This window comes from Rhodothermus profundi (assembly GCF_900142415.1).
Lineage (GTDB): Bacteria > Bacteroidota > Rhodothermia > Rhodothermales > Rhodothermaceae > Rhodothermus > Rhodothermus profundi.
In genome coordinates this window covers 13,202-33,160 of the sequence record NZ_FRAU01000007.1, presented here as the reverse complement: position 1 = coordinate 33,160, position 19,959 = coordinate 13,202, and the positions used below count along the sequence as shown (strand labels likewise).

Sequence of the window (19,959 nt, the reverse complement as noted above, 5' to 3'; positions counted from 1 at the left end):
GCACTTTTACCGCACACAAGAAACGGGCCGAGGAAGCTTACGAAGCCGGGGAGGAAGCCGGCGCAGGTTCCGGCTGATGGTCGGTGGTGCGGGTTGACAGTTCTTTCCGAAGCCGAATGCGGTGGATAATCATGTTCAGGGCAGGGATAACCACCAGCGTCAGGGCGGCCGCGCTGAACAGGCCGCCTACCATGGGAGCGGCCAGGCGCTTCATGACCTCGGCTCCGGTTTCAGAGCCGAACATAACAGGCAGGAGGCCGATCAACGAGGTCGACACCGTCATTAGCAGCGGGCGCACGCGACGCGAGGCTCCCTCTTCCAGAGCAGCCTGTAGGGCTGCTAGCGAGGTCAGGCGACCTTCTCGGCGGTAACGGGCGATGGTGTCGGACAGAAAGGCCTGCATGACCACGCCGGTTTCGGCTGCCAGTCCGGCCACGGCAATGTAGCCCACCGCAGCGGCAACGCTCATGTTGAAGCCCAGTATGCTCATAAGCCAGACGGCTCCAATAGCCGCCATAGGTAGCGTGGCCATGAGCAGCAAGGTCTCGCGCAGGCTGCGAAAGTGAATGAGCAGCAGCAAGAACACGATCCCGATGGTCAGCGGCACCAGAAACCGCAGCCGCCGCGATGCTCGCTCCATGTATTCATACTGCCCGCTCCAGACCAGGGAGTAACCAGGCGGCAGGGATACCTCTTGCGCCACAATTTCCTGGGCTTGCTGGACGTATGAGCCGATATCGATACCCTGCTCCAGGTCGATGTAGACCCAGGCGTTGGGGCGAGCATTTTCACTTTTGATCATGGGCGGGCCCTCGACCAGCTCGAAGCGGGCCAGTTGCCCCAGCGGAACCTGGGCACCTGAAGGAGTGGGCACCAGCACCTGGCGTAAAGCCGGAAGGTTGTCGCGCAGGTCGCGGGGGTAGCGGACCAGCACCGGGTACCGTTCAAGCCCCTCAATGGTGGTGGTAACGTTCATGCCGCCAATAGCCGTCTGCACAATTTCCAGCACGTCGCCTACGGTCAGGCCATAGCGGGCTGCTTCGGCGCGGTCAACCACCACGTCCAGGTAGCTGCCTCCCATGGCCCGTTCGGCGTACACCGAGCGGGTGCCCGGTACCTGGCGCAGCACCTGTTCCAGATGGGCCCCGATCTGCTCCAGCGTCGGGAGATCCGGTCCAATAATCTTGATGCCAACCGGTGTCTTGATGCCCGTGGCCAGCATATCGACCCGGGTTTTGATGGGCATCGTCCAGGCATTTGTCAATCCAGGAATGCGCAGGGCCCGGTCCATTTCTTCAATGAGCCGGTCCAACGTCATCCCGGGCCGCCACTCGCTCCGATCTTTCAGGATGATGATCGTTTCAAACATGGACAGGGGAGCTGGGTCGGTAGCCGTTTCGGCGCGGCCCGCTTTGCCAAAGACCGACTTAACCTCGGGAAAGCTCTTGATAATCCGGTCCGTTTGTTGAAGCAGTTCTTTGGCCTTCTGAGGAGAGATGCCGGGCAGGGTGGTCGGCATGTAGAGCAGATCGCCCTCGTTCAGCGGCGGCATAAACTCGGAGCCGATCTGGGGAAAGTCGATGTAAACGCGGCCCAGCATCAACCGCTGAATGGGCAGCAGCGTCAACCCCAGCAGCAACACGCTGCCCAGCACGATGCGCCACGGATGGCGGAGCGTGTAGCGGATCACTGGCCGGTAAGCCCAGGCAAAGAAGCGCGTCAGGGGATTCTGATGTTCGGTGCGGATGCGGCCCCGTACGAAGAGGACCATCAGGGCAGGAATCAAGGTAACGGCCAGCACCGATGCCGCGGCCATGGAAAACGTGGTCGTCATGGCCAGGGGGCGGAACAGGCGGCCTTCTACCTGCTGCAGTGCAAATACCGGCAGGTAGCTGATCGTCACGATCAGGAGCGAGAAGAACATGCTGGGGCCGACCTCGCGGGCAGATGCCAGCAGCACGCGCAGGCGTTCGCTGGCGGTAAGCTGCGTGGTGCCCGCTTTCAGGCGGGCCTGCTCCAGATGCTTAAAAGCGTTTTCCACCATCACGAGGGAAGCGTCCACCATCACCCCAATTGCCACCGCAATGCCCCCCAGGCTCATAATGTTGGCGTTGACGCCCAGCAGGTACATGATGAGCAGCGCGGTCAGCGCGCCCAGCGGCACCGAGACCAGCGCCACAAAGGCACTGCGCACGTGCAGCAGAAACACAAAGACAATTAGCGCGACAACGGCCAACTGCTGCCAGAGCTTCAGCGTGACCGTCCGAACTGCATCCCGGATTAGCCGGGAACGATCGTATTCGATGTTAATGGTAACGCCTTCGGGCAAACTGGCCTCCAGCTCGGCCAGGCGTGCCTTGACCCGTTCGATCACGCGCAGGGCATTTTCGCCATAGCGCATGATTACAATCCCTCCGACCACTTCGCCTTCGCCGTTGCGCTCGGCAATGCCGCGCCGAATTTCCGGGCCATGCCGAATGATGGCGACGTCGTCCAGCGTGATGACCGTCCCATCTTTCGCTTTCAGGGGAATCTGGCGCAGGTCGTCCAGACTCTGGATATAGCCGCGCCCCCGCACGATAAACTCCCGTTCACCCAGTTCCAGCAGACGAGCGCCTACTTCCCGGTTAGACCGCTGGATAGCCATGCGGACATGGCTCAGCGGGATGCCATAGGCCAGCAGCTTTTGCGGATCAACGACAATCTGATACTGCTTGACGAACCCACCGACCGTGGCGACTTCCGAGACCCCGGGAATGGACTGTAGCTCGTATTTCAGGAAAAAGTCCTGCAGGGTGCGCAGGTCGGCCAGGTCGTGGCGTCCGGTCGTATCGACCAGGCTGTATTCGAAGATCCAGCCGACGCTGGTGGCGTCCGGTCCGATGGCCGGCTTGGCGCCTTCAGGCAGGGTGCCGGCCACCTGGTTCAGATATTCCAGGACCCGACTTCGGGCCCAGTACATGTCGGTTCCATCTTCGAAGATGATGTAGACGAAGGAGGTCCCGAACATGGAGTAGCCCCGGACCGTCCGGGCGCCCGGCACGGCCAGCATGGCCGTAGCCAGCGGATACGTAACCTGGTCTTCGACAATTTGCGGAGCCTGCCCGGGGTATTCGGTGCGGATGACCACCTGCACATCGGAGATGTCCGGTATCGCATCAATCGGAATGTTCAGGGTGGCCCACACGCCCAGGGCGGCCAGCAGAATCGCCAGCATGAGCACGAGCTGGCGGTTCCGCATGCTTCCTTCTATGATCCGCTCTAACATGGCTGTTTTTCAGGTTTAGGTGGAAGAAATCTGATTCAGGAGTGGGCGTCAGGCTCGTCCGCCTCCATCGCGCTGCCATGTTGATGACCGCTCATCAGCGCGCCCAGGGCACTTTTCAGGCGGGCTTCTGAGTCGATAAGAAACTGGGCGCGGGCAACGATTTGCTCGCCTCCCTGCAGGCCGTCCAGAATCTGGGCATATCCGTTAGCCTCATGACCGACCTGAACCCTGGTAGGAAGGAAGCGGCCTTCCCCAAGGGCTACGATGACAAAGGCTTCGTTGCCGTAGCGTACAATGGCTTCGTCTGGTACCAGCGGTCGAGGTGGCGTAGGCCGCCCGTGCAGTGTGGCCACCGCATACATACCGGGCTTGAGTCGCAGGCCGGGGTTGGGCACCACAATGCGAGCCTGGGCGGTCCGGGTGGTCGGGTCCAGCGTGTCGTAGACGTAGTCCACATAGCCTTCCAGGCGAACGGTCGGATCATAGGGCAGGGTGATTTCTGCCCGAATGCCAGGGACAACCCAGCTCAGGTCGTGCTCATAAACGTCCACCTGTAGCCAGAGCGTCGAGAGGTCGGCCAGCACGAACAGCGTCTGACCGGCCTGGATCTTCTGGCCTTCCACCACTTTCTTTTCCAGCACCGTCCCGGAGGCAGGGGCATACAGGGTCAGCGTTTTGCGCGGCTGGCCCGTTTCTTCGAGCTGCTGAATCTGCTGGTCGGTAATATCCCAGAAAAGCAGCCGACGACGGGCGGCCTCCAGCAGCCGACGCGCGTCAGCTTCAGCCGGTGTGCCAGCGAGCTGGCGGACGTTTCGCAGGGCCAGCAGGTATTCTTCCTGGGTAGAGACTAACTCCGGGCTATAGATTTCCAGAAGCGGCTCCCCTTTGCGAACGCGGGCGCCCTCGTAGTCCACATAGAGTACTTCGACCCAGCCGCTGATCTTGGGCGATACGGCAACGAGTTGCTGCTCGTTGACCTCCAGGCGGGCCGTTGCGCGCACCGTGGGCGCCAGTGGCGCTACCTCGACAGTGGTCAGGCGGACTCCCGTGTTCTGGAGCACCACGGGGTCGATCCGGACCGATCCATCCGTTTCCATGTCCATGCCTTCATGGATGGAAACCGGGACGAGGTCCATGCCGCAGTCTGGCGCTTTCCCGGGAGCGTCCAGGACGATCCAGGGATGCATGGGGTCCTGGTAGACGATTCCGTCGCCGTTTTTGTCAAAGGCGGCCAGTCCACCCGAGGGTGGGGCCATGGCGGTCGTGGTGTCGACCGAAGCGACGGGTACCTCCGCGTTGCTCCGCCACAGACTGTGGGCCACGTAGGCGATGAGCAACAGGCCCAGCAGGCTTGAAAACAGGACAATGCGCGTACGCATGGCTATCCTCCAACAGTTTGGTTTTTTCACGGGGATGGCAACAGACCCAGCAATTGCTCGGCTTCGGCCTGCGTGAGGAGCAGGCGCGTGAGGGTGTTGACCCACTGGCGTTCAAGCTCAAAGAGCGCGCGCTCTGCATCCAGCAGATCCAGGTACGATGCCTGGCCGGTTGTATAGGCGCTCAGCAGAGCTTCCCGCGTGGTTCGGGCTTCTGGAATCAGCGTCTGTTCGAGGAGGGCCAGATTGGCCCGGTCGGCAGCAAAGCGTTCTTCGAGTGCCTGCCAGCGGCTGAGAAAGCGGTTGTAGAGATCGATGTAGCGGGCTTCCAGGCGCCGCGCTTCCAGGCGGGTCTCTTCGACCCGAGCCGATCGGCGCGCCCGCTGCAATGGTAAAATGACGCCAAAACGCACGGCCAGCCGATCATCCAGCGAGGAAAGGGGAGCGACCGGCTGGTTCATGCGCATCATATCGGTCAGTCCGACCCCGATTACGAAGTCCGGCCAGTATTCTCGACGAGCACGCCGGATAAGCGTGCGGGCGCGGTGTTCGCGCAGGCGAAGCGCCAGCGCTTCGGGATGGCGCTCGAACGCCTCCGCTATGGACTGCTGAGGAAGAGCGGCCGGTGGCGTGAGCGGCTCCAGACGCACCGTGTCGGGCAGATCGGTGCGTCCAGTAAGCTGAATCAGTCGGGCATACAGGGCCTGCCAGGCACCCTGGAGGTCCAGCAATTGTCGTGAGAGCCGATGCTGCTCCAGTTGCACGCGCAGCACGGCTGCCTGGGAGCCCTGCCCGACTTCGTAACGGACGGCGGCTGCTTCGGCAAAGGCGCGCAGTCGCTCCTGGAAGTCCTCAATCAGCCGACGCGTCTCCTGCAGGCGGTATAGTTCAAAGTAGGTAGCGCGCAGGGCAAACACCAGCCGTAGGGCCAGGGCATCGGCATCCTGAGCCGCGGCTTCGGCTTCAAGCTGAGCGGCCTCGGCATCCAGGCGGAGCTTTCCAGGAAAAGGCAGCCGCTGCATGAGCATGAAAGTAGCCGGCGCGGCACCTTCGAAGCTCCCGATAGCCAGGGGCCGGTAACCCGCTTCGAAGGAAGGGTCTGGCAGCGACCCGACCTGAACCGGACGGGTGCCGCGCGCTGCAGCAGCCAGCCGGGCAGCCTGCAACGCCGGATTGGCCTGCAAGGCCTCCTGAACCAGCGCACTCAGCGATAGCTGGGGGATAGACGCGTTCGGCTGTGCATAGAGCGTCAGAGGAAAGATCAAAAAAGTAAGAATACGCATTAATCCTAAATAGCTTACATGGCTACGCATAAGCCCTTTCTTTGCTAAGGTTAGAGGAAACCAGATGCTGTGCGCAGGTAGGGATCGGTTGACCTTCTGCCTGAAAGGCATTCAGGCAGGATGCGGGTTGGGCTCAGAGGCGTAGCACGGCGAATTGCAGGTAGCGTGCTACCGTTGAAGCACGTCGTTGTTGCGTGGTGGGTAGGGCAGCCGGCTGCAGGGGCGTTTGCTTTGCCGTATGGGTGGGGGACAGTGCCTTGAACGTGGGCGAGGCGTGGCAACAGGTGCCTGTTGCCGGACGAGACGTCCACGAGACCCGGTGGGCTTCCAGGCAGCAGGAGGCGGGATCAGAAAGGATGCAGAAGGTGCTTGATGAAGCCTCTGGTGTGCCGCCGGAGAGACAACCTACCGGTAGGGAAGCATCGGTTGTTGCGCGGGTCGGGGTCGGGATCAGGCAGGCAGGCTCCAGCAGATGCAGCAGTCCGGTCAACATCAGGGCTGCCAGCCCGATCCCCAGACCCTGAACTCCTCTGTACACGACGCCGCGCATAGGTGTTGGGCACGTATCTTCAATCCTTTTAAAGGATACAGATCCAATGCTTAAAGCGGTCTCAGCGTTACCTTAAAAAGCGCTCAGCCAGGACAGGCGCCGCCAGAAAGCGCTTCAGGTAGCTACCGTGTAGCCTTCCGCTTCAATGGCGGCCTTGATCTGATCCCGGCTGACCTGTTCCGGATCGTAGGCAACCGTAGCGCGACCAATTTCGACCGACTGCACTTCGACACCGGGTAGCTGTTTCAGGGCGTTGGTTACGGCATGCACGCAGTGCTGGCAGCTCATGCCTTCGATCTGAAGCGTTTCCTGCGTTTTCATGGCAGATATTCTGGGTTGGTTGGGTGTTGTCGCGCGGGGCTCAGAGAGCCAGAAATACCAGACGACCCAGGCCATAGCGGCCAGGCCAATCAGCGTCACGATCCAGGCGGTCGTATCCATGATCAGGACAGCAGTTCAGGTTGAAAACGTCGCAGCCGAAGACTGTTCGTGACGACCGAGACGCTTGAAAGCGCCATGGCGGCTGCTGCAATCATGGGACTGAGCAACAGGCCCGTAAATGGATACAACACTCCCGCCGCGATGGGAATGCCCAGCACGTTATATATAAAGGCAAAGAATAGATTCTGCTTGATGGTGCGGAGCGTGCGAGTAGACAGCCGGAACGCGTCTACCACAGCGCGCAGATCGGGCCGCATGAGCGTGACGTCGCCGGCCTCAATAGCCACATCCGTGCCTGTGCCCATTGCAATGCCTACGTCGGCCTGTGCCAGGGCAGGGGCATCATTGATGCCATCGCCTACCATAGCCACCACATAGCCTTCCGCTTGAAAAGCAGCCACAGCCGCTGTTTTATCCTGAGGAAGCACGTTGGCGCGTACTTCGTCGATTCCCAGTCGCCGGGCAACCGTCCGGGCTGCGGTTTCGCTGTCGCCCGTAATCATCGCGACGCGACGACCCATGCGATGCAGGGCCCGGATAGCCGATTCGGCTGAAGGGCGAATCGTGTCGGCAATGGCCAGCAGGCCGGCTGGCCGATGATCCACGGCCACGGCCACAACCGTATGCCCCTCGCCAGCCAGCCTGGCTACCATCTCTTCCGGCACCGGAATGCCCTGTTCCGCCAGAAAAGCCGGACGTGCGATCTGCACCAGGCGCCCATCCACCCGGGCGGCAACGCCCAGACCGGTCAGCACCTCGAAGTCCTGGACGGACGGAAGCTTCAGGCCGCGCGTTTCGGCCGCCTCCACAATAGCGCGGGCTAGCGGGTGCTCTGAACGCTGCTCAACAGCCGCCGCCAGGGTCAGCAATTGGTCGGCGTCATACCCGTTCAGCGATACGACACGCTCCAGACGCGGACGCCCTTCGGTGAGCGTGCCGGTTTTGTCGAACACAATCAGATCGACCTGGCGCAAACGTTCCAGCGCATCGCCTCCTTTAATCAGCACGCCAATCTGAGCAGCCCGGCCTGTAGCGACCAGAATGGCGGTGGGGGTAGCCAGCCCCAGCGCACAGGGGCAGGCAATAATGAGCACGGACACAAAGGTGAGCAAGGCGTGCGTCAGTCGCGGCTCTGGCCCAAAGTCGAACCAGAGCACAAACGTGGCAATAGCTACTAGGAGCACTGCAGGGACAAAGATGCCCGCCACGCGGTCGGCCAGCCGTTGAATGGGCGCTTTACGGGCCTGAGCTTCTTCAACAAGACGGACAATCTGCTGAAGCACCGTGTCACGCCCGATACGGGTAACGCGGATGACCAGCGCTCCGCTTCGATTTACGGTGCCCCCTATTACCGAGTCGCCGGGCTTTTTATCGACCGGAATCGACTCGCCCGTGATCATGCTTTCATCAATAGCCGCCACCCCTTCTTCGATGACGCCGTCCACGGGAATTTTTTCTCCAGGGCGAACGATCACCCGGTCTCCTACCCGGACCGCTTCGACAGAGATTTCTTCCAGATGCCCGTTGCGTTCAACGCGAGCGCGAGGCGGTTGCAGATCAAGCAGCTTTTCGATGGCTGCACTGGTTCGAGCGCGCGCCCGTGCTTCGAGCATGCGACCCAGCAGGATCAGCGTGACGATCACCGCGGCTGCCTCAAAATAGACATCTGGCGCGCGTCCGGCCGCTTCAAAAAAGCGCGGGAAGACAGTGGCAACCGTGCTGTAAACATAGGCAGCGCCCACGCCAATGGCTACAAGAGTGTTCATGTCGGCCGCGTGATGACGGAAAGCCCGCCAGGCTCCCGTGAAGAATGGGCGGCCCGACCAGAAGACAACGGGCGTGGTCAGCAACCACTGGATCCAGACAGCGCCGGCCAGTTCATGGGCGCCCGGCCACATGGCCAGCACAACGACCGGAATGCTCAGCGCGGCGGCAATCCAGAAACGCCGTCGAGCGTCTCGGTAGTGGGCTTCGCGTTCGCGGCGCAGCGCCTCACGGCCGGTCGGTACAGCCTGGCGTTCATGTTCGGCCAGCAAGCCGGCCGCGGCGAGCTGCTGCTGCAACGCGGCCGGATCGGCCACCACCGGTACGTAGCGCACCTGAAGCACCGGCGTTTCGCCTTCAGAAACAACTTCCCAGGCTAGCACGCCATTCGTGCGCGCAAAAAGCTGCGCCAGCTCGCCATCGGAAGGCGCGCGCGTCAGCGGGCACCGCAGGGTTTCGGTGCGGACGCCATAGCCTGCGGCTTCAATGGTCGCTACGAGCTGATCCAGACCAACCGCGTTGGGATCGATGGCCACCGCCGCTTCGCCGGTGGCGTAGTTGACCGCCGCTTCCCGCACGCCCGGCACATTGCGCAGGCGTCGTTCGATGCGAACGGCGCAAGCTGCGCATTCCATGCCCTCAACGGGCAGGCGCAGCGCCGCGCTGGTCTCAGGCGTGGGATTTTCCGTCAGCGGCTCCGTCATCGACATACGCTCCGTGCTTGTCGTGCAAGGCGTGCAAGATGGGGCAGTGCTCAATTGGAGCCTGACCGTCGCAGGCCGCTACCAGACGGCGCAGCGTATCGCGAATGCGGGTCAGGTCCCGAATTCGCGCTTCGATTTCGGCGATTTTGGCCAGTGCTCGCTGGCGAACCAGTCCACTGCTGGCGCCCGGCGTGGCTTCCAGCGTTAGCAGTTCTTCGATTTCTCGCAGCGAAAAGCCCAGTTCCTGGGCCCGCTTGATAAAGCGCAGCCGCTCGACGTCTGTCTCGGTATAGGTGCGGTATCCAGCGGCTGTCCGCTGCGGCGGAGGCAACAGGCCGCGCTGTTCATAGTAGCGGATCGTTTCAGCATGCACGCCGGTCCGCCGGGCCAGTTCGCCACGGGTCATCATGGATCCCTTTCTTCTAAAGATGGCGAGGCTCTGTACGCCCTGTAGTTAACTACAGGGTTTCACGGAAGGTCGAGGCGGTCCTGTTTTATTCATGAGCCCTTGACAATCGAGGTTGTCCATTTTATTTTTATTTGAAAAGTTTCAAATGAATCAAAAGAGATATGGGACGAGGGCTGACGCCACTGCAGCGTGATCTGGTGGAGGAGTTCGGCAACATTTACGAAGGGTATGGCCTGTCGCGGCTGAAGGGATTGATCGTCGGGTTGTTGTTGACGCAAGCGGAGCCGCTTTCATTGGATGACATTGCTACCCTGCTCAATCGTTCGAAAGGGCCGATTTCGAGCACGATTCGGGAGCTGGCCAGCATTGGGCTGGTGCGGAAGGTGAACGGGCCGGAAAACCGGCGGGACTATTACGTGGCGCATCCTGATCTTTTCCTGAACAACTTCAAGTTTAATCTGGCCACGGTTCGAAAGAACCGGCGTACGGCCGAGCAATTTCTACGGGAGATGGAGGCGTCGGGAGATCCTGCCCACCAGGCAGCAATCGAACGGTTGCGGCACATGCAGGCCTTCTATCGGCTCATGGAACAGTTCTACGAGAACTTTACCCAGGAGTGGGAGCGGGTCCGGGCGCAACTGGAAGCTGCCGGCGTGTCTTCAAGCTGAATGATTCTTTTTTTAGATTGATCGTTTGAAAAATTTCAAACGTTGCCTATAAATAAATTTCTTCACCATACACTCACAAACACAGGGAGGCGGTCATGAAACGGCTGCTCTGGTTATGCTGGCTGGGCTGGCTCGTAAGCCCTTTCGCCCTGGCACAGTCCGTCTGGATTGAAGGTCAGGTGCGGGAGGCGCACCGTGGCGCGGCGCTGCCTGGCGCCAACGTTGTGCTCCTGGAGACCGGCCAGGGCACGACCACCGATGTGGACGGTGCGTTTCGTCTGGGGCCCGTCGCCCCGGGACGCTACACCTTGCAGGTTTCGTTTGTGGGGTATCAAACGCTGCAGCAGCCGGTAGCGGTGGGCGCGGCGTCGGTGCAGCTAACGCTGGCGTTGGAGCCCGTCCTGTTTGAAGCCGAGGCGGTAGTGGTAACCGGCACGCGGCAGACGGAAAAACTGCTGGAAGCGCCAGTTACCATTGAAACCATCACAGCGGCCGACCTGGCGCGCACCGGTGGCGGCACGTTTCTGTCGGCGCTTGCTGGCCTGAAAGGAATTGACTTCGTGGATGCAGGCATCAATGCCCAGGGCATTTCGGCACGCGGCTTCAACAGCCAGTTCAACACGCGCATGCTGGCCATGGTGGATGGCCGTGTAGCGCAGCTTCCCGGGACCGGACTCCCTCAGGGGAATTTTCTGCCCACTGCCCCGCTGGACATCAAAGCGATTGAGGTGGTCGTGGGGCCTGCTTCGGCGCTGTATGGTCCGAACGCCCACACCGGGGTGGTGAACGTCATCACCAAAGATCCCTGGGATGAGTCCGGGCTTTCCCTGATGGCCCGGACGGGTGAGCGATCGCTGATCGATGTAACGGGGCGAGCCGCCGGAACCATCGGCGCCTGGGGCTGGAAGATTACGGGCCAGTACCTGAAGGCCGAGGACTTTGCGCCGAGCCGAGAAGAGGGATTGCACAACTACGGCACGTCGATCTACGAAGGGGAGGTGTTGCGAGACCTGGGGGGCTATCGCATTCGCTCGGCCAAGTTGGAAGGGTTCCTGTACTACCGCCTGGGAGCGTGGAAGGCCAAAGCCGGCCTGGGCTATTCAACCAACGACAACTTCGGGTTGACTAACAACGGCCGCAATCACGTCCGGGGCTGGGTGGTGCAGTACCAGACGGTGGAACTGAGCCATCCGAACTGGTACGTTCAGTTCACGCGCACGAAGAACGATGCAGGCCGAACCTATCAGCTCAATGCCGTGGTGCAGGCGGCGGCTGCTCAGGTAGCGGCAGGACGGCCGCTGGCGCAGGTGGACCTGGAGGTGCTGCGGGACGCCACCACGTTCGTGGATCGCGGGGCGCTGCTGGATGGGGAGATTCAGTACCGGCAGGCCCTGCCGTTTCTGCAGGGGCGCGTAGTGGCCGGGCTGCAGGTGCGGCGTTATCTGCCGGACTCGGACGGGACGTTTCTGGCTGATGCGGGCGGGGAAGATCTCAGCGCAACCGAAGTGGGGGGCTATGCCCAGGTGGATCTCCGGTTGGTACCGGATCGGCTGCGTCTGGTAACGGCAGCCCGGATCGACCGCCATACGAACTACAGCACCCAGTTCAGTCCCAAGGTGGCGTTGGTCTACACCGTTTATCCCGGCCACAACGTCCGCGTCGGGTACAATCGGGCCTTCAAAAGTCCGACCATTCTGGAGAACTACTTGTTCATTCCTATCCCGCGTTTCGACATTGTGCCCGGCTATTATGTCAATGCCTTTGGCAATCGAGAAGGCTACGTGATTAAGGATGCCAGTGGGCAGGTTGTGAATCGGATAGCCGGGCTGGAGCCGGAGCAGGTTGACGCGCTGGAGCTGGGGTACAAGGGGGCCTTTGGCACGCGGGCGTTCGTGGACGTCGTGGGCTACTACTCCTGGTACCGCAACTTCATCAGTCCGTTGACGCTGGTGGCCGATGGCTTTACCACGGTGGCCTATGAGGCCGACGGAAGCACGCCGGTGCAGGCTCCGGCTTCGGATGCGCGGTTCAATGGTTTGCTGACCTATCTGAACTTTGGCCGGGCGCAGGTGGCAGGACTGGACGTCGGGCTTACGCTGTACCCGTCCTCGTATGTCACCCTTTCTGGCAGCGTTTCGCTGATCTCGCTTCGCCGCTTTACAGAGACGGCCGGGCAGCGCGAGCTGCCGCTGAACGTGCCCGAAACAAAGCTAAAGGGCCAGGTGACCGTGCACGATGCCGCCCTGGAAGGCGCTTTTGTCAGCCTGAGCGCTCGCTACCAGAGTGCCTATCGTTTCGTATCGGGTTACTGGAACAGCGAGACCATGCTGCCGCAGCATGGAGGCAAAGTCCCGGCGCGTACGGTGGTAGATCTGACGCTGGGGTACCGGGTGCCGCGCATCGGACTTGACCTGACGGTAAGCATCTCGAATCTGTTGAACAACAAAGGCTACGATGTGCTGGGCGCTCCGGTGCGCGGTCGTTTGGCCTGGTTGGGGCTTACCTACCACTTTTCCGGATGGAGGTACTGAGTCATGGGAAGACTGGAAGGGAAAGTCGCTATCATAACCGGCGGCGCGCGCGGTATCGGTCGGGCCACGGCCATCCTGTTTGCCCGTGAGGGGGCAGCGGTGGTGGTGGCCGACCGGGACCGCGCAGCCGCTGCGGCGCTGGTGCAGGAAATGCAGACAGAAGGAGCGCGCATGGTGGCCCTTTCGGTGGACGTCACGCGCCCCGAGGAGGTTGAGCGCATGGCGCAGGACACAGCAGCCCGTTTCGGACGCATCGACATCCTGGTCAATAACGCGGGCGTTACGCAGGATGCCACCCTGCGCAAGATGACCCTGGCGCAGTTTCAGGCGGTGGTCGAAGTGAACCTGACCGGCGTCTTTCTGTGCACGAAGGCCGTGCTGCCGTACATGGAAGCGCAGGGAAGCGGGTGCATCCTGAACGCCTCGTCTGTCGTGGCGCATGCCGGCAATTTCGGACAGACAAACTACGTGGCGACCAAAGCCGGTGTCATTGGCATGACAAAAACCTGGGCGCGCGAGCTGGGACGCTACGGTATCCGGGTCAATGCGGTAGCGCCCGGGTTTATCGAAACCGACATGACGCGGCAGGTGCCGGCGAAGGTGCTGGACATGGTGCGCACGCGCACGCCGTTGCAGCGCCTGGGACGTCCCGAAGAGGTGGCCCGTGCCTACCTGTTTCTGGCCTCCGACGAGGCTTCGTTTATCACAGGCGCGGTGCTCAACGTGGATGGAGGATTAACCCTGTAGGCCAATGGCACGGGCACAGATTATCGGAACCGGACTCTACGCCCCGCCCCGCGTGGTGACCAATGCCTATTTCAACGAATACTACGGCGAAGATGTGGACAGCTTCCTGCGCACGCAGCGCAACATTCGGGAGCGGCGGTACGCTGAAGACGGACAGACTACGTCGGATCTGGTAGTCGCTGCAGCCCGGGCTGCGCTGAAGGAAGCGGGGCTGTCTCCGGCCGATCTAACGCTGATCATTGTGGCAACCGACACGCCCGACTATCTCTCGCCGGCTACGGCTACTGTCGTGCAGCACAAGTTGGGGGCCTCGCGGGCAGGAACGTTCGATGTCAATGCGGCCTGCGCCGGCTTTGTAACCGCCCTGGAAATCGGACGGCAGTTTGTAGAACGAGGAAATGGTCCGGTACTGGTGGCCGGTGGGTATCTGATGAGCCGATTCCTGGACTTTTCCCAGCGTAACATCGCTACGTTGTTTGCGGATGGAGCCGGCGCCGTAGTGCTGGCTCCGGCCGATGAGGACGAACCAGGCATTTTGCTGACCCGTCTGGAGGCGGAAGGCCAGTACTACGACTACATGGGCATTTACACCGGAGGCGCCTGCTGCCCGGCAGGCCCTCAGGTTCTGGAATTTCGAAAAAAGTTTCCGAAGACCTACAACGTCGATCACTGGACGCGCCTGGTACGCTGGCTTTCCGCAGCGCTGGGGGTGGCGCCTGAGGACGTGGATCACCTGTTTTTTACCCAGATCAATGTGCTCAGCATTCGGGAGACGCTGGAAGTGCTGGGACTGCCGGAAACGCGCACGCACTATGTGATGGATCGGTATGGATACACGGGAAGCGCCTGTATTCCGATGGTGCTGGCCGATGCCGCCTGCCAGCATCGGCTGCGACGAGGGGATCTGGTGTACCTGATCGCCTCGGGGGGAGGAGCAGCGCTGGCTGCCATGGCGCTTCGCTGGGCCTACGACACCTGACCGCACGCTTATGGGAGCAGAACATGCCATTGGCTGGGGATTCTTTCTGGCTTACCTGCTGCTGGTCGGCGGGGCAGCCCTGCTCGGGATGCGTGGAACGCGTGGACTGGCAGGGTTTTCGGTCGGAAGCCGTGCGGTCAGTCCTGTGCTGGTAGGGCTCTCTCTGGCGGCGAATCTGACCAGTGCCGCGACGTTCGTTATCAATCCGGGATTGGTTTATCTCTACGGATGGGCAGGTTACCTGGGCTACGGTGTGGCCACGCCGCTGGGCATCCTGGTAGGGGTGGTGGTGTTGAGCCGGCGTTTTCGTCGGTTGGGCGATCGCTACGCAGCGTTAACCCTGCCGCAATGGATTGCAGCGCGTTACGACGACCGACGGCTCGGGGTGCTCTATGCGTTGCTGAGTCTGCTGCTCATCACGTTCATGGTGCTGATTGTGGTCGGGCTGGCCCGGGTACTTTCCAGCGTGCTGGGCATCGGGCTGGTGGTGGCGCTGGTGCTGACGATAGCGATTCCGCTGGGATATCTACTGCTGGGGGGAGCCGGTGCGCATACGCTGACGAACACGGCCCAGGCGTTGATCATGCTCATTGTGGCCGTGTTGCTGATCGGGTCGGGCCTGGCCTACTGGGAAGGGGGGCTGTCGGGCCTGCTTGCCCGGCTGGCGGCTATCGATCCGAACCTGGCGCGTCCCGTCAATCCCGAAAGTTTGTTGTTTCGCAGTCCGTTCGAAGTCTTTGTGGCCAATTTTGTTGTAGGAGTGGCGGTCATTACCCAGCCCCATCTGCTGTCCAAAGCCCTTTATCTTCGCTCTGAAGCCGATGTAGGACGCTACCTGCTGGTTGGGTTCGGCGTAGCATTTGTGTTTTTCTCCGTGCTGTTGACTGGTCTGTATGCCCGCCTGCTGATGCCCGAAGCGGACCTGGTCGCCGATGCGGTCATTCCCACCTACTTGGTAGAACGGTTTGGTCCGGTGGTGCGTGGGCTGATCACCATTGGATTGCTGGCGGCCGGTTATTCGACGCTGGAAGGACTGATGGTAGCGCTGGCGGCTATTGTGGCGAACGATCTGTATCGATCCTGGGCATTGATGCGCGGGGTGCCGGCCAGCGTGGTAGAGCGGCGCGCGCTGAAAGTGGGCAAGTTGACGCTGGTCGCGCTGGCCCCTCTGCTGCTGGGGTTAGGGTATGACCAGCTTACGCCGGCGCTTTCTGTAGCTATTTTAGCGCAGAACGGGGTCTATGCCCTGTTTGCGGCCACGTTCGCTCCGGTGCTTCTGGGCGTCCTGGGCGTCTCGCTCCCGCCGCGCGTCATTATGATAGCGGCGCTGACGGCGTTGACGGTCCATTTTGGCATGTATTACGGACAGCTTGGCCCCTACTGGAATAATCCGGCGGTTCCGGCAACCTGGGCTGTGTTGAGCAGCACAGCGGTGGCGCTGCTGGGTCGCAAGATGCAGCAACCGACCATTCAACCGAGATCATGAAATCCGATCGGCAACCCTTCATTCGCACCGACTGGCTGGAACGAAACGCGCAGTACTGGCCGGAGCGTCCCGCGCTTACCTGGGTGCCGACCGGTGAGCGCTGGACGTTTGCGCGGCTGCATGACGAAGGTGAGGCACTGGCGGCCGTCCTGACAGCGCAATTTGACGTGCAGAAGGGAGACCGCATCGCCGTGCTGGCCGAAAACCGGCCCGAGCATGTGCTGCTGTTTGTGGCCTGTCAGAAGGCAGGATGGATCCTGGTGCCCCTCAATTACCGACTGGCTGCCCCGGAGCTGGCCTACCAGGTGGCCGACAGTACGCCCGCGTTGCTCGTCTATGATGCGCCTTATACGGACGTGGCGCGGACGCTGGGCGTCGACGCCTTGCTTCCGCTGGAGACGGTGCGTACGTTTGCTCGGTCCGGTGCGCAGCGAAAGGTGCGTCCTGCGGTGCACCTGGAGGATCCGCTCATGATCCTTTACACCTCGGGTACGACTGGCCGTCCTAAAGGGGCGATCATTACGCATGGCATGATCGCCTGGAATGCCTTTAATACCATCCATCGTCTGGATCTGACCAGCCAGGACGTTTCCTTTAATGCGGCGCCGTTTTACCATACAGGAGGCTGGAATGTGCTGCTGACGCCTTTTCTGTTCAAAGGAGGGCATACCTATCTACTGGACCGCTTTGATCCGGGCCAGATTCTTCAGCTCTGTGAGGAGGCCGGCATCACCATTCTCTGGGGCGTGCCCACTATGCTCCGGATGCTGGCCGAGCATCCCCGCTTTGAGCGCACGTCGCTTTCGACCGTCCGCTATGCGGTGGTAGGAGGCGAGGCAATGCCGGAGCCGCTGATTCGGCGGTGGCATGCGAAGGGGGTCCCGATTCGTCAGGGATTTGGCATGACGGAAGTGGGCGTCAATTGCTTTTCGCTTTCGGAGGCCGATGCCCTCCGAAAGATCGGGTCGATAGGGCTCCCCAATTTCTATGTTGAGGTGCGCGTGGTCGATGAGCAGGGACGTGAGGTGGGGGTGGATACCGTGGGCGAACTGCTGATGCGGGGACCGGTGGTAACGCCGGGTTACTGGCAACGGCCGGAAGCGACGGCCGAAGCGATCGACGCAGCGGGCTGGTTCCACACGGGCGATCTGGTGCGGCAGGATGCAGACGGCTATTTCTATGTCGTGGGACGCAAGAAGGACATGTATATCAGCGGCGGAGAAAATGTCTATCCTGCCGAGGTTGAGGCCGTGCTTCGGCGGCATCCGGACGTAGCTGAGGCGGCTGTGGTGGGCGTGCCGGATCCAAAGTGGGGCGAGACAGGCGCTGCTTTTCTGGTGTTGAAGCCCGGGCGGACGCTGACGGCCGAGGCGGTGCAGGCTTATTGCCGGACGCAGCTGGCCGGTTACAAGGTGCCGCGCCATGTGTTTTTTCTGGAGACGCTTCCGCTTGGGCCGACAGGTAAATGTGACAAGCGCGCCCTCCGCGCGCAGGCGCTCAACCGGCTGAACCAATGAAACGAATAGGACTGCTCATGATGCTGGTGGCCGTTCCGCATGCAGCGGCTCAGCCGCTGGCAGGCTATCCGGCGGCGCTTGACACCATTCAGGTGCAGGGGTACCGCCTGGTGTACCACGACAGCCGCACCGCTGGCCCACCGGTGGTACTGGTGCACGGTCTGGGTACCAACCTGTCGATCTGGCGGGCTGTGGTTCCGTTGCTTCGCCGCAAGGCACGCGTTCTGGCGTTGGATCTGCCCGGATTTGGACTTTCGGACAAGCACAACGTACCGGCCACCCCGTCCTTTTATGCCGAGGTGCTGGTCTCCTGGTTGGATGCGCTGGGGCTGAGGCAGGTTGATCTGATCGGCCTGTCCATGGGAGGGCAGATTGCGCTTACTCTGGCGCTCCGGCATCCGGCGCGCGTTCGTCGGTTGGTGCTGGCGGCGCCAGCCGGGATTGAGACGTTCACGCCGGAAGCGGCGGCCCAGTTGAAACTGCTGTTTACGGCCGAAGCCATTGAAGCCATGCCACCGGCGCTTTACGCGCAGAACGTGCAGCGCAACTTTGCCCATTGGGATCCGGATCGGTTCGGTTGGCTGTTGCAGCAACGCGAGCAAATGCAGCGGCGCGCTGATTTTCGAGCCTATGCCGAAGCCAATGCGCGGGCGATAGCCGGTATGCTGGACGAGCCGGTGTTTGCGCGGTTGCCTGAAGTGTCGCACCCCACCCTGGTGGTATTTGGGGAAGATGATCAGCTCATTCCCAATCGATTGTTCAGGCCCACCGAGACACCAGCCGATATCCTTCAAGTGGCCCTGCAGCGGCTTCCTGAAGCGCAGGGTATACTTATCCCCCATGCCGGCCACCTGTTGGTTTTAGAGCAGCCGGAAGTGTTTGCGCAGCAGGTACTTCGTTTTCTTTTTGGAACCTTTTAACGGGCGGGGGCAGACGAACGGGTTGGGGTCAGGGCTTCACCATTACCCGTCTTCAGCAACACGTGGAGTCCCGGAGCCAGTTGGACATAAAGGGGCAGGGTAGCTACGCCGAGAGCGGCAGCATCGACCCCGGCCGTCCCGGGCAACAGGCGCACTGGAGGTTTTTCTTCAATGCGCAGTTCAGCCAGGCGCTGTTGCAACCATTCGATGATATAGGCAATGATGGTTTCTGGTAAGCGCCCCCCGAAAAAGATGGCTTCTGGATCAATTATGTACTCGATGGCTAGGATGATCGGGGCAAGATGTTCCAGTCCCTCGTGCAGCCAGTCGATCAACACCGGGTTTTTGTCCTGGAAGAGCTGTTCCAGGTCTTCCAGGCTGCGAGCCGTGTAGCCGGCTTCCTGGAGCTGACGATACAGGCGGGGGACGCTGAACAGAATGCCCAGATGGGGTTTTTTGAAAACGTGCAGATCTTCGGCCGAGAAGATTTCGGGAGGAAGGTAGCAGTAGCCCAGCTCGCCGGCGTTACCGGTATAGCCGTCATAAGGCAGGCCGTTGAAAATGAGTCCACCCCCCAGTCCTTCACTGAAGAATACGTAGAAGAAGGTAGGGATATGTTGACCGGCGCCGTACCAGCGTTCGCCGACGGCTGCTGCCGTGGCGTTGTTTTCCAGGAAGATGGGCAGCCTGAGGCGTTGTTCCAGAATATCGACGACCGGGACGCGGCGCCATCCAGGAAAAGCTCGGGGGTTGGCAATGTTGGTAACGTGGCCATCCTTTGAGACGTCCAGGGGTCCTGGAATGCCCACGCCAATGCCCCAGACCTTTTCGCGAGGCACGCCGGTGTCCTGAAGGAGCCGTTCTGCCGTTCGGGCCAGCAAATCCATGGCCTGCTCGGGAGGCAGGACTCCTTCCAGCGTCTGATAGACGCGTCGGCGGATCTGGCCGGCGAAGTCTACCAGCAACGCAGTCAGATGGTCGCGATCCAGATCGAGCCCGATGGAGTAAGCGCCATCAGGGTTGATGGCCAGCAGAATCGAAGGGGCTCCTCGCCCGTCGCGTCGTCGTTCGGCCTCATAGATCAGCCCCATCCCCAGCAATTCCCGGGTGATATTGGAGACGGTCTGAGCGGTGAGTTCCGTGCGACGAGCTACATCGGCGCGTGAAATTGGACCAAAGCGCCGGATTGTCTCCAAGATGATCCGGAAATTATAGGCCTTGGCGTGTTTGAGATTGGTCCCCAGCAGCATATTTTTTGAAAAGCGCTTTTTAGATGTTGAAAGATAAAAATTAAATCTTGATTTTGCTTTGAAAGA

At 61.1% G+C, this 19,959-nt stretch carries 15 protein-coding genes; 7 read left to right on the top strand and 8 right to left on the bottom strand.

The genetic code is table 11. The features are described 5' to 3' along the window. Positions 1–37 precede the first annotated feature (37 nt). The 7 genes from BUA15_RS10370 to BUA15_RS13930 form a co-directional block, all read right to left on the bottom strand. Entirely contained in the window at positions 38–3,268 is a 3,231-nt protein-coding gene (locus tag BUA15_RS10370) for an efflux RND transporter permease subunit (RefSeq protein WP_072715928.1), read from the bottom strand. Between the two features lie 35 nt (positions 3,269–3,303). Next, positions 3,304–4,647 carry an efflux RND transporter periplasmic adaptor subunit gene (locus BUA15_RS10365; protein WP_072715927.1) on the bottom strand — a complete coding sequence of 448 codons (1,344 nt, stop codon included), beginning with the start codon at positions 4,645–4,647 and terminating at the stop codon, positions 3,304–3,306. 26 nt (positions 4,648–4,673) lie between these two features. Next, a complete protein-coding gene (locus BUA15_RS10360; protein ID WP_084660579.1) occupies positions 4,674–5,927 on the bottom strand; it encodes a TolC family protein in 1,254 nt (417 codons plus the stop codon). A 133-nt stretch (positions 5,928–6,060) separates the two neighbouring features. After that, entirely contained in the window at positions 6,061–6,477 is a 417-nt protein-coding gene (locus tag BUA15_RS13655) for a hypothetical protein (protein ID WP_143149604.1), read from the bottom strand. Positions 6,478–6,591: 114 nt separating this feature from the next. Continuing rightward, positions 6,592–6,918 carry a cation transporter gene (locus tag BUA15_RS10355; RefSeq protein ID WP_072715926.1) on the bottom strand — a complete coding sequence of 109 codons (327 nt, stop codon included), beginning with the start codon at positions 6,916–6,918 and terminating at the stop codon, positions 6,592–6,594. A gap of 2 nt (positions 6,919–6,920) precedes the next feature. Then, a complete protein-coding gene (locus tag BUA15_RS10350; protein ID WP_072715925.1) occupies positions 6,921–9,392 on the bottom strand; it encodes a heavy metal translocating P-type ATPase in 2,472 nt (823 codons plus the stop codon). Beyond that, complete coding sequence (locus tag BUA15_RS13930) at positions 9,352–9,795, bottom strand: heavy metal-responsive transcriptional regulator (protein WP_072715924.1); 444 nt, start codon at positions 9,793–9,795, stop codon at positions 9,352–9,354. The genes BUA15_RS10350 and BUA15_RS13930 overlap by 41 nt, the downstream gene beginning before the upstream one ends. Before the next feature lie 161 nt (positions 9,796–9,956). Between BUA15_RS13930 and BUA15_RS10340 the strand changes: the two genes are divergently transcribed. From BUA15_RS10340 to BUA15_RS10310, 7 genes are all read left to right on the top strand, one after another. After that, positions 9,957–10,463: a GbsR/MarR family transcriptional regulator gene (locus tag BUA15_RS10340; RefSeq protein ID WP_072715923.1), complete on the top strand. Its 507-nt coding sequence runs from the start codon at positions 9,957–9,959 to the stop codon at positions 10,461–10,463. A 95-nt stretch (positions 10,464–10,558) separates the two neighbouring features. Further along, positions 10,559–12,994, top strand: a complete 2,436-nt coding sequence (locus tag BUA15_RS10335) for a TonB-dependent receptor (protein ID WP_072715922.1) — start codon at positions 10,559–10,561, stop codon at positions 12,992–12,994. 3 nt (positions 12,995–12,997) lie between these two features. Further along, on the top strand, positions 12,998–13,741 hold the full coding sequence (gene fabG, locus BUA15_RS10330) for a 3-oxoacyl-ACP reductase FabG (RefSeq protein WP_072715921.1): 744 nt from the start codon (positions 12,998–13,000) through the stop codon (positions 13,739–13,741). Positions 13,742–13,745: 4 nt separating this feature from the next. Next, entirely contained in the window at positions 13,746–14,720 is a 975-nt protein-coding gene (locus tag BUA15_RS10325; RefSeq protein ID WP_072715920.1) for a 3-oxoacyl-ACP synthase III family protein, read from the top strand. Between the two features lie 10 nt (positions 14,721–14,730). Further along, the gene (locus BUA15_RS10320; RefSeq protein WP_072715919.1) at positions 14,731–16,206 is read left to right on the top strand and encodes a sodium:solute symporter family transporter; all 1,476 of its coding nucleotides are present in this window, start codon (positions 14,731–14,733) and stop codon (positions 16,204–16,206) included. Next, on the top strand, positions 16,203–17,723 hold the full coding sequence (locus BUA15_RS10315) for a class I adenylate-forming enzyme family protein (protein ID WP_245772013.1): 1,521 nt from the start codon (positions 16,203–16,205) through the stop codon (positions 17,721–17,723). Before BUA15_RS10320 ends, BUA15_RS10315 begins: the two co-directional genes overlap by 4 nt. Beyond that, entirely contained in the window at positions 17,720–18,643 is a 924-nt protein-coding gene (locus BUA15_RS10310) for an alpha/beta fold hydrolase (protein WP_072715917.1), read from the top strand. Before BUA15_RS10315 ends, BUA15_RS10310 begins: the two co-directional genes overlap by 4 nt. On the opposite strand, the gene BUA15_RS10305 is transcribed toward BUA15_RS10310, so the two are convergent. Next, positions 18,640–19,893 (bottom strand): ROK family transcriptional regulator, encoded by a 1,254-nt coding sequence (locus BUA15_RS10305; RefSeq protein WP_072715916.1) that lies wholly within the window; start codon positions 19,891–19,893, stop codon positions 18,640–18,642. The genes BUA15_RS10310 and BUA15_RS10305 overlap by 4 nt on opposite strands. Positions 19,894–19,959: the final 66 nt, after the last annotated feature.

Excerpts from the sequence above, each read along its gene's own strand:
- BUA15_RS10320 (WP_072715919.1), top strand. The coding sequence starts at position 14,731 with ATGGGAGCAGAACATGCCATTGGCTGGGGATTCTTTCTGGCTTACCTG.
- BUA15_RS13930 (WP_072715924.1), bottom strand. The coding sequence starts at position 9,795 with ATGATGACCCGTGGCGAACTGGCCCGGCGGACCGGCGTGCATGCTGAA.
- BUA15_RS10310 (WP_072715917.1), top strand. The coding sequence starts at position 17,720 with ATGAAACGAATAGGACTGCTCATGATGCTGGTGGCCGTTCCGCATGCA.
- BUA15_RS10335 (WP_072715922.1), top strand. The coding sequence starts at position 10,559 with ATGAAACGGCTGCTCTGGTTATGCTGGCTGGGCTGGCTCGTAAGCCCT.
- BUA15_RS10355 (WP_072715926.1), bottom strand. The coding sequence starts at position 6,918 with ATGGATACGACCGCCTGGATCGTGACGCTGATTGGCCTGGCCGCTATG.
- fabG (WP_072715921.1), top strand. The coding sequence starts at position 12,998 with ATGGGAAGACTGGAAGGGAAAGTCGCTATCATAACCGGCGGCGCGCGC.
- BUA15_RS10340 (WP_072715923.1), top strand. The coding sequence starts at position 9,957 with ATGGGACGAGGGCTGACGCCACTGCAGCGTGATCTGGTGGAGGAGTTC.
- BUA15_RS10370 (WP_072715928.1), bottom strand. The coding sequence starts at position 3,268 with ATGTTAGAGCGGATCATAGAAGGAAGCATGCGGAACCGCCAGCTCGTG.
- BUA15_RS10305 (WP_072715916.1), bottom strand. The coding sequence starts at position 19,893 with ATGCTGCTGGGGACCAATCTCAAACACGCCAAGGCCTATAATTTCCGG.
- BUA15_RS10350 (WP_072715925.1), bottom strand. The coding sequence starts at position 9,392 with ATGTCGATGACGGAGCCGCTGACGGAAAATCCCACGCCTGAGACCAGC.
- BUA15_RS10360 (WP_084660579.1), bottom strand. The coding sequence starts at position 5,927 with ATGCGTATTCTTACTTTTTTGATCTTTCCTCTGACGCTCTATGCACAG.
- BUA15_RS10315 (WP_245772013.1), top strand. The coding sequence starts at position 16,203 with ATGAAATCCGATCGGCAACCCTTCATTCGCACCGACTGGCTGGAACGA.
- BUA15_RS10365 (WP_072715927.1), bottom strand. The coding sequence starts at position 4,647 with ATGCGTACGCGCATTGTCCTGTTTTCAAGCCTGCTGGGCCTGTTGCTC.
- BUA15_RS13655 (WP_143149604.1), bottom strand. The coding sequence starts at position 6,477 with ATGCGCGGCGTCGTGTACAGAGGAGTTCAGGGTCTGGGGATCGGGCTG.
- BUA15_RS10325 (WP_072715920.1), top strand. The coding sequence starts at position 13,746 with ATGGCACGGGCACAGATTATCGGAACCGGACTCTACGCCCCGCCCCGC.